The 9,127-nt window shown below is 67.1% G+C and carries 8 protein-coding genes and 1 pseudogene; all 9 read left to right on the top strand.

The genetic code is table 11. The features are described 5' to 3' along the window. A partial coding sequence (locus HV701_RS26160) for a methyl-accepting chemotaxis protein (protein WP_254595256.1) occupies window positions 1-355 on the top strand: 355 nt, incomplete at its 5' end. A 26-nt stretch (window positions 356-381) separates the two neighbouring features. Then, entirely contained in the window at window positions 382-1,218 is an 837-nt protein-coding gene (locus tag HV701_RS26155) for a CheR family methyltransferase (protein WP_175135908.1), read from the top strand. A gap of 45 nt (window positions 1,219-1,263) precedes the next feature. Then, complete coding sequence (locus tag HV701_RS26150; protein WP_175135907.1) at window positions 1,264-2,322, top strand: protein-glutamate methylesterase/protein-glutamine glutaminase; 1,059 nt, start codon at window positions 1,264-1,266, stop codon at window positions 2,320-2,322. Window positions 2,323-2,372: 50 nt separating this feature from the next. Further along, window positions 2,373-2,762: a chemotaxis response regulator CheY gene (gene cheY, locus HV701_RS26145; protein WP_175135906.1), complete on the top strand. Its 390-nt coding sequence runs from the start codon at window positions 2,373-2,375 to the stop codon at window positions 2,760-2,762. An 8-nt stretch (window positions 2,763-2,770) separates the two neighbouring features. After that, on the top strand, window positions 2,771-3,403 hold the full coding sequence (gene cheZ, locus HV701_RS26140) for a protein phosphatase CheZ (RefSeq protein ID WP_175135905.1): 633 nt from the start codon (window positions 2,771-2,773) through the stop codon (window positions 3,401-3,403). Between the two features lie 192 nt (window positions 3,404-3,595). Then, the gene (locus tag HV701_RS26135; protein ID WP_236756749.1) at window positions 3,596-5,143 is read left to right on the top strand and encodes a methyl-accepting chemotaxis protein; all 1,548 of its coding nucleotides are present in this window, start codon (window positions 3,596-3,598) and stop codon (window positions 5,141-5,143) included. A 222-nt stretch (window positions 5,144-5,365) separates the two neighbouring features. Further along, window positions 5,366-6,520: a flagellar biosynthesis protein FlhB gene (flhB, locus tag HV701_RS26130; protein WP_175135904.1), complete on the top strand. Its 1,155-nt coding sequence runs from the start codon at window positions 5,366-5,368 to the stop codon at window positions 6,518-6,520. A 3-nt stretch (window positions 6,521-6,523) separates the two neighbouring features. Continuing rightward, complete coding sequence (flhA, locus tag HV701_RS26125) at window positions 6,524-8,644, top strand: flagellar biosynthesis protein FlhA (protein WP_175135903.1); 2,121 nt, start codon at window positions 6,524-6,526, stop codon at window positions 8,642-8,644. Further along, a pseudogene (locus HV701_RS26120) lies at window positions 8,641-9,127 on the top strand (flagellar biosynthesis protein FlhF); the annotation flags it as partial. The gene flhA and the pseudogene HV701_RS26120, both read left to right, overlap by 4 nt.

The raw sequence follows: 9,127 nt of genomic DNA, 5'->3' as shown, positions 1-9,127 counted from the left end.
CGAGCGCGCGGGCGCGACGATGCAAGAGATCGTGGCCTCGGTCAAGCGCGTGACGGACATCATGGGCGAGATCTCGGCGGCCTCGGAAGAGCAGTCCAGCGGCATCGACCAGGTCAACCGCGCGGTGTCGCAGATGGACGAAGTGACGCAGCAGAACGCGGCGCTGGTGGAAGAGGCGGCGGCCGCGGCTGGTTCGCTGCAGGAACAGGCGCAGCGCCTGGCCGAAGCGGTGGCGGTGTTCAAGATCAATGCCGGCGAAGTGATCGAGGTGCCGGCTCAGCGCCTGTCCTCGGGCCGGCCCGCTGCCGACGATTCGCGGTTGCAAGCGCCTGATGCGCTTGCGCTTGGACATTGAGGGCGGCAGTGGCGACAGCAGCAAACATGGCGCCGTCCATTCCGGTGGACCGCCAATTCGATTTCCGGGACGCGGATTTTTCCCGCGTCCGCAAGATGATCCACGCGCGTGCCGGCATTTCGCTGGGCGCGCACAAGCGCGAGATGGTCTATAGCCGCCTGGCGCGGCGCCTGCGCGCGCTGGGCCGGCAGGACTTCGCCAGCTATCTGGACCAGCTCGAGAACGAGCCGGATGCGCCGGAATGGGAAGATTTCGTCAATGCGTTGACGACCAACCTGACCGCGTTTTTCCGAGAATCGCACCATTTCCCGATCCTGGCGGACTTCGCGCAGCAGCGGGGCGGTCCCGTGTCGGTCTGGTGCTGTGCGGCTTCCACCGGCGAGGAACCCTATTCCATCGCCATCACGCTGGCCGAAGCCCTGGGCCCGCGCGCCAGCGGCTGCACGGTGCTGGCCACCGACATCGACACCAACGTACTGAACCGGGCGCGCAGCGCGGTCTACCCCGCCGAGCGCGTGGCCAAGATGGAAGAAAGCCGGCTCAAGCGCTTCTTCCTGAAAGGCCGCGGCGCCAACGCCGGGCAGGTCAGGGTGCGCCCCGAGATCGCCGATATGGTGCGGTATGAAACCTTGAACCTGCTGGCGCCAACGTGGCCGATCAGCGAGAAGTTCGACGTGATCTTCTGCCGCAACGTCATGATTTATTTCGATAAGCCGACCCAGGCGAAGATCCTTGAGCGGTTCGTGCCGCTGCTCAAGCCGGGCGGCCTGCTGTTCGCGGGCCATTCCGAGAACTTCACCTATATCAGTCGGGATTTCCGTCTGCGCGGGCAGACAGTGTACGAATGCGCGGGCAGGGCCTAGGCGGGCCCTCGCGGCAAGCTTGCGGTCGGACCGAGGCGATAAACAATGCAGAAAATCAGAGTCTTATGTGTGGATGATTCCGCGCTGGTGCGCGGACTGATGACCGAAATCATCAACAGCCAGCCGGATATGGAAGTGGTTGCGACCGCGCCCGATCCGCTGGTGGCGCGCGAGTTGATCAAAAAGCACAATCCCGACGTGCTGACGCTGGACGTGGAAATGCCGCGCATGGACGGCCTGGACTTCCTCGAAAAGCTGATGCGCCTGCGGCCGATGCCGGTGGTGATGGTGTCTTCGCTGACCGAGCGGGGCGGTGAAATCACGTTGCGCGCGCTGGAACTGGGCGCCATCGACTTCGTCACCAAACCCAAGCTGGGCATTCGTGACGGTCTGTTGGAATACACCGAGATCATCGCCGACAAGATCCGCGCCGCCTCGCGTGCCAAGTTGCGCGCGCCCAGCCCGCATGCGCCGCCGGCGGCGCCGGCGCCGATGTTGCGCCGGCCGCTGGCGAGCTCGGAAAAGCTGGTGATCGTAGGCGCCTCCACGGGCGGCACGGAAGCCATTCGTGAAGTGTTGCAGCCTTTGCCGCCGGACAGCCCGGCGATCCTGATCACGCAGCACATGCCGGCTGGCTTCACGCGTTCGTTCGCGCAGCGCCTGGATGCCCTGTGCGCGGTGACGGTGCGCGAGGCCGTGCACGGCGAGCGCGTGCTGCCGGGCCACGTGTACCTGGCGCCGGGCGGCGAGATGCACATGCGCCTGGGCCGCAGCGGCGCCAACTACGTGATCGAGCTGGAAGCCAGCGAGCCGGTCAATCGCCACCGCCCGTCGGTGGATGTGTTGTTTAATTCCGCGGCCGTGGCGGCGGGCAAGAACGCCATCGGTGTCATCCTGACCGGAATGGGCAAGGACGGGGCGGCCGGCATGCTGGCCATGCATCGCGCCGGCGCTCATACCATTGCGCAGGATGAGGCCAGTTGCGTGGTTTTTGGCATGCCCCGGGAGGCCATTGCGCTCGGCGCGGCTGATGAAGTGGTGCCGCTGTCGGCGATGAGTGAGCGCATTCTGACTCGCCTGGGCGACCGGGGACACCGCGTTTGACGCGGATGTCGTCCCGATCGGTCCCAAGCAAATTTCTTCTGGAGTAAAAGATGGTAGACAAGGGCATCAAGATTCTGGTGGTGGATGATTTCCCCACCATGCGGCGGATCATCCGCAACCTGCTCAAGGAGTTGGGTTTCGAGAACGTGGATGAAGCCGAAGACGGCGCGATCGGGCTGGAGAAGTTGCGCAACGGCGGCTTCCAGTTCGTCGTGTCCGACTGGAACATGCCCAACCTGGACGGCCTGGAAATGCTCAAGCAGATCCGCGCCGACGCCAGCCTGGCCTCGCTGCCGGTATTGATGGTGACCGCCGAGGCCAAGAAAGAGAACATCGTGGCGGCGGCCCAGGCCGGCGCCAATGGCTACGTGGTCAAGCCCTTTACCGCGGCGACGCTGGAAGAGAAGCTGGTCAAGATCTTCGAAAAACTCGGCGGCTGAGGTGTGCAATGAGTTCGACGCAGAATGAAGACCCGACTGATTCGCCTGACCTGATTCACCGCATCGCCTCGCTGACGCGCATGCTGCGCGACAGCATGCGTGAGCTGGGGCTGGACCAGGCGATCAAGGATGCGGCCAACGCCATCCCCGATGCCCGCGACCGCCTGCGCTACGTGGCTCAGATGACCGAACAGGCCGCCAATCGCGTGCTGAACGCGACCGAGGCCGCCGGCCCGATCCAGGACGGCATGTCGCGCTCGGCCCAGGCGCTGGATAGCCGCTGGCAGCAATGGTACGACCAGCCGCTGGAATTGCCTGAGGCCCGCGAGCTGGTCAAGGATACGCGCGCGTTCCTGCAGGATGTGCCCAAGCAGACGCAGCAGACCCAGTCCAAGCTGATGGAAATCATCATGGCGCAGGACTTCCAGGATCTCACCGGCCAGGTCATCATGCGCATGATGGATGTGGTCGGCGCGATCGAGCGCGAACTGCTGCAGGTGCTGCTGGACAACGTGCCGCAGGAACGCCGCGACGAAGCCAACAGCCTGCTCAATGGTCCGCAGGTCAGTCCGCAGGGCAAGGCCGACGTGGTCACCAGCCAGGATCAGGTCGACGACCTGCTCGCCAGCCTGGGCTTTTGAACCGGCGGCAATCGCACGCGACCATGCCCGGCCGCCGGGCATGGTCGTATTCCCTAAGGGTGTGAAAGCCTGCCCTTGGGTAGACTGCAACAATAAGAATCGGGGCCAGCAGCAGGAGACAGGGCGCGGCCACGCGCCCAAGGCAACGGATGCCCGCAGAAGGCGATCCGGGCCGCACAAGGAGGTGCTATCTTGGCCAGATCCGTATTCCGATTCGGAGGCATCTGGGGTTTGCTGCGCCGGCTCAATCGCGGCCGCGCGACGTTGTCCGAACGCCCCTTGTCCCTCAGCCCGGCCGCCTGGCCGCTTTACCGCTTCCTGGCGGGTATCCGTGGCCGCATCGCCACGGTGCGGCAATCCAGCATCGAAATCGCCCTGAACGCGGCCCGTACCCAGTTCCAGGCCGGGCGTTGCGCGCAGATGGCGCAGGAGCAGGCGCGCGCGGCCGAGGCGCTGGCGGCCAGTGGCGCCCAGATCGCGGCGCTGTCCGCTTCCACGTCGACCCACGTGCGCGACATCGCCGAGGTGTCGGGGCAGAACCTGCGTGCGGCCGAACAGGCGCTGGCGGAGCTGTGCGAGGTCAAGGAGCGGGTCGATCGCATGACCCGTGAGATGGCGGTCTTCAGCGACGTGGTGGGCCAGTTGACGGACCGGGCGCGTTCGGTGGGCGACATCAGCAAGCTGATCAAGGACATCGCACTGCAGACGCAACTGCTGGCGCTGAATGCCGGCGTCGAGGCGGCGCGCGCTGGCGATGCGGGGCGCGGGTTCGCGGTGGTCGCCAGCGAGGTCGGCCGGCTGGCCGAGCGGGTCAATGCCGCCACCAGCGACATCGGCCGCCATACCGGCGAGATGCTGGAACTGGTCGATTCGACCCAGCGACAGACGGGAACATTGCGCGAGGACGTGGACGCCTCCGGCGCGGTATTGGACAAGACCCGCCAGGATTTCCAGCATTTTGTGCGGGATTTCGACAGCATGAACCGCCAGGTGGGCGAAGTGGTGCAGGCGATCGGCGAAGTCGATGCCACCAACCACGGCATGAGCCAGGACGTGAGCCGGATCGCGGCGCTCAGCGCCGACGTGCGCGAACGGGTGGCCAGCATGTCGGGCGAGATCGACCGCATCCGGCGCCAGACCGAGAGCGTGCAGGAGGTCCTGTCGGACATGCGCACCGGCAATACCGCTTTCGACCGGCTGTCGGAGACGCTGGAGGCCTTCCGCGCGGCGGCGGCGCGGCTGCTGGGGCATGCCCGCGCGCGCGGCCTGGACGTGTTCGACCGCCATTACCAGCGCATCGCGGGCAGCGAGCCGCCGCGCTATCACACGGCCTACGATCGGGCCATTGACGAGTCCCTGACGCGGCTGCTGGACGGTGTGCTGGCGGCGGTGCCGGGCGGCAGTTATGCGCTGCTGGTGGACGCGCGTGGCTACGCCCCGGCGCACAACAGCCGGTATTCGCATGCGCCCAGCGGCGACCCGGCGCAGGACATCGCGCGGGTGCGCCACAAGCGGATTTTCGACGACCCGGTGGGCGCGCGCCTGGCCGCGAACACCGAAACCCTGCTGTTCCAGACCTATTCGCGGGACACCGGCGAGATCGTCAATGACATTTCCGTGCCGTTGTTCCTGGATGGCGAGCACTGGGGCGCGGTGCGTATCGGCCTGGACTATGTGCGTTTCCAGGCCGCGCTTGAGGACGCCGGACAGGCTGCCAGGACGGCGGCCGTGGCAGGGTGAAAGACCGCGGGGCGGGGCGGCGGCCCCTCAGCCGGCGGGCGCGCCGGCCGGCCCTGGCGGCCGCTCCCGGGCATGCCGGTGGCCGGCAGGGCACGGGCGCATCCGGGAATAGCGCCGCTTTCCCCCCGTTTCTTGGCTTATCGCCAAATGGCCATGCCTCCTAGAATCTCGGCGGGCAGCTCGTAATCCGTCAATCCGCGAGCCGCAACGACACCGCAGAGCATGGCCGAAGAAAGCGACCTCGAGAAAACCGAAGCCGCCTCTCCCAGGCGCCTGGAAAAGGCGCGCGAGGAGGGGCAGATTGCGCGTTCCCGGGAGCTGGGCACGTTCATGATGCTGGCCGTCGGGGTCGGGACGATCTGGGCCACCGGGGCTTCGATTTATCAGGGACTGAACGGCGTGCTGCGCAATGGCTTGGCGTTCGACCAGCGCGTGGTGTCCGATCCGGGCGTCATGGTCGAGCAGGCCGTCGATGGCTTTGGCCACGCGCTGCTGGTGGTGTTGCCGATCTTCGGCCTGCTGGCGGTGGTCGCGGTGCTGTCCAGCGTGTTGCTGGGCGGGATCGTCATCTCCGGCAAGCCGTTGTCGCCGAATTTCTCGAAGCTGAGCCTGTTCGCCGGGCTCAAGCGCATGTTCTCGTCGCAGACCGTGGTCGAACTGATCAAGGCGCTGGCCAAGGCCCTGCTGGTGGGCGGGGTCGCGGTGTGGGTGCTGTGGCGCTATCACGACGACATGCTCAGCCTGATGCACGTGGCGCCGTCGGCGGCGCTGACCAAGGCTTTGAGCCTGGTGGCGATGTGCTGCGCCTTCATCGTCGCCTCGCTGCTGATCGTGGTGCTGCTGGACGTGCCGTGGCAGATCTGGAGCCATCTGAAGAAATTGCGCATGTCCAAGGAAGACGTGCGCCAGGAGCACAAGGAAAGCGAAGGGGATCCGCACACCAAGGCCCGCATCCGCCAGCAGCAGCGCCAGGCGGCGCGCCGGCGCATGATGTCCGAGGTTCCCAAGGCCGACGTGGTGGTGACCAACCCGACCCACTACGCCGTTGCGCTGAAGTACGAGGAAGACAGGAACGGCGCGCCGCGGGTGCTGGCCAAGGGCACCGGGCTGGTAGCCGCCAAGATCCGCGAGCTGGCCGCCGAACACCGCATTCCCACCCTTGAGGCGCCGCCGCTGGCGCGCGCCTTGTATCAACACGTCGAGCTGGGGCACGAAATCCCGGCCGAGCTATATACCGCCGTCGCGGAAGTGCTGGCGTGGGTCTTCCAGTTGCGCTCGTGGCGCTCGGGATGGGGCGCCGAACCCTCGGCGCCCACCTCCCTGGCCGTGCCGGCCGAGCTGGACCCGCAGGCCAAATCCGCAGCACAAGGAGTTTAAGGAATGAGCGCTCTGCTCACCATGTTGAAAAGCACTGGAGGCACGCATGCGCGCCTGCTGGCCGGCCCCATCCTGATCGTGATGGTGCTGGGCATGATGGTGCTGCCGCTGCCCACTTTCCTGCTCGACCTGCTGTTCACCTTCAACATCGCGCTGTCGGTGATGATCCTGCTGGTGGCCATGTTCACCCGCAAGCCGCTGGATTTCGCCGCATTCCCGGCGGTGCTGCTGTTCGCCACGCTGCTGCGCCTGTCGCTGAACGTCGCCTCGACCCGCGTGGTGCTCCTGAACGGCCACAGCGGTCCGGACGCCGCAGGCAAGGTGATCGAGGCCTTCGGCCACTTCCTGGTGGGCGGCAACTTCGCCGTCGGCATCATCGTCTTCGTCATCCTGACCATCATCAACTTCATCGTCATCACCAAGGGCGCGGGGCGCATCGCCGAAGTCGGCGCGCGCTTCACCCTGGACGCAATGCCGGGCAAGCAGATGGCCATCGACGCCGACCTGAATGCCGGCCTGATCGGCGAGGATGAGGCCCGCAAGCGCCGCGCCGAGGTGTCGCAGGAATCCGACTTCTTCGGCTCGATGGACGGCGCCAGCAAATTCGTGCGCGGCGACGCCATCGCCGGCCTGCTGATCATGGTGATCAACGTCATCGGCGGCCTGATCGTGGGCGTGGCCCAGCACGATATGTCGATGAGCGAATCGGCTCGCGTCTATACGCTGCTGACCATCGGCGACGGCCTGGTGGCGCAGATCCCGGCGCTGGTGATCTCGACCGCCGCCGGCGTGGTGGTGTCGCGCGTGTCGACCGACCAGGACATCGGCCAGCAGATCATCAGCCAGCTGTTCTCCAATCCCAGTGTGATGTTCCTGACGGCCGGCATCATTGGCATCATGGGCCTGATCCCGAACATGCCGCACGTGGCCTTTCTGACCCTGGCCGGCGCCCTGGCCTGGGGCGGCTGGGCCATGCTCCAGCGGCGCAAGGCGGCCGAGGAGGCCGCCGCCGAGGCGCCGCAGCAGGCTGTGACGCAGGCGCAGGCCGCCGCCGCCGAAGCCAGCTGGGACGACGTGTCGATGGTGGACCAGCTAGGCCTGGAGGTCGGCTACCGCCTGATTCCGCTGGTCGACCATGCCCAGAACGGCGAGCTGCTGCACCGCATCCGGAGCCTGCGCAAGAAATTCGCCCAGGACGTCGGCTTCCTGCCGCCGGTGGTGCACATCCGCGACAACCTGGAGCTCAAGCCCAACGACTACCGCATCCTCTTGTCGGGCGTGGAGATCGGCCACGGGGTGGCCATGCCGGGGCAGTGGCTGGCGATCGATCCGGGCGGCGTGACCATGCAGATCAAGGGCACGCCCACCACCGATCCGGCCTTTGGCCTGCCGGCGCTGTGGATCGACGGCAGCCTGCGCGACCAGGCCCAGGTGGTGGGCTACACCGTGGTCGATGCCGGCACCGTGGTGGCGACCCACCTGAACCACCTGATGCACCGCCATGGTTCCAACCTGCTCGGCCGCCAGGAAGTGCAGCAGTTGCTGGACCGCATCGGCCGCGACGCGCCCAAGCTGGTCGAGGACCTGGTGCCCAAGACGCTGTCGCTCACCGCGCTGCAGAAGGTGCTGCAGGGCTTGCTGGCCGAGGAAGTGCCGATCCGCGACATGCGCACCATCATCGATACGCTGTCCGAACACGGCCCGCGTCTGGCGGCGCTGGCGGCCGGCACTGGCGGCCAGCCCGATATCAACGAACTGATCGCGCTGACCCGCCGTTCGCTGGGCCGCGCCATCACCCAGCAATGGTTCCCGGGCGAGGGCGAGCTGCGCGTGATCGGCCTGGACGTCAAACTCGAGCGGGTGCTGTCGCAGGCGCTGACCACTAGCGGCGGTCTGGAACCGGGTCTGGCGGATACACTGCTGCGCGAAACCCAGGCGGCGGTCGAGCGCCAGGAGTCGCAGGGCAATGCCCCGGTGCTGCTGGTGTCGCCGGTGCTGCGCGCGCCGCTGTCGCGCTTCCTGCGCCACCATCTGCCGCAGTTGGGGGTGTTGTCGAATACGGAGATTCCGGATGAGCGCATGGTCCGCGTGACCGCCCTCATCGGCGGAGGTAATGGTCAATGAAAATAAGCCGCTTCTTTGGAGCCAATAGCCGCGAGGTCATGCGCCAGGTGCGCCAGATACTCGGTCCGGACGCGCTGATCGTGTCGAACCGCAGCGTGGATGGGGGTATCGAGGTGCTGGCCACGGTCGATGGCGCGTTCGACGACGCGCCCGGGCATGCGCAGGAGCACGCGCCGCGTGCCTATGCCGACGGCCACGCGCCGGCGCCCCGCGCACCGCTGGCGCACGAGGCGCAGGCGGCGCCGCAGCCTGCCTATGGAACGCCTATGCCGCGACCGGCTCATGGGGCCGGCGTCGCGCCGCATTATGACGGTGGCACTGCCGCGCAGCCGGCCTCGCCGCCGCCCATGACGCCGCCGCCGGCCTATGCCGTGCCGTCGCGCTCCATTGCCGCCTATCAGTCGGCCTACGCCGCGCCGGCCACGCCGGCGCATGAGGCGCGGGCCGAGCCCGCCGTTCGCCCGGCGCCGCCCGCGGCCAGCC

It is taken from the genome of Achromobacter pulmonis, from assembly GCF_902859765.1.
GTDB classification, from domain to species: domain Bacteria; phylum Pseudomonadota; class Gammaproteobacteria; order Burkholderiales; family Burkholderiaceae_B; genus Achromobacter; species Achromobacter pulmonis.
Note: the sequence above shows the minus strand (reverse complement) of the source record. Positions and strands in the feature narration are given on the sequence as shown.

Bases quoted from the DNA above. Each gene is read 5' to 3' on its own strand.
- cheZ (WP_175135905.1), top strand. From the start codon at position 2,771: ATGAGTTCGACGCAGAATGAAGACCCGACTGATTCGCCTGACCTGATT.
- flhA (WP_175135903.1), top strand. From the start codon at position 6,524: ATGAGCGCTCTGCTCACCATGTTGAAAAGCACTGGAGGCACGCATGCG.
- cheY (WP_175135906.1), top strand. From the start codon at position 2,373: ATGGTAGACAAGGGCATCAAGATTCTGGTGGTGGATGATTTCCCCACC.
- HV701_RS26150 (WP_175135907.1), top strand. From the start codon at position 1,264: ATGCAGAAAATCAGAGTCTTATGTGTGGATGATTCCGCGCTGGTGCGC.
- flhB (WP_175135904.1), top strand. From the start codon at position 5,366: ATGGCCGAAGAAAGCGACCTCGAGAAAACCGAAGCCGCCTCTCCCAGG.
- HV701_RS26155 (WP_175135908.1), top strand. From the start codon at position 382: ATGGCGCCGTCCATTCCGGTGGACCGCCAATTCGATTTCCGGGACGCG.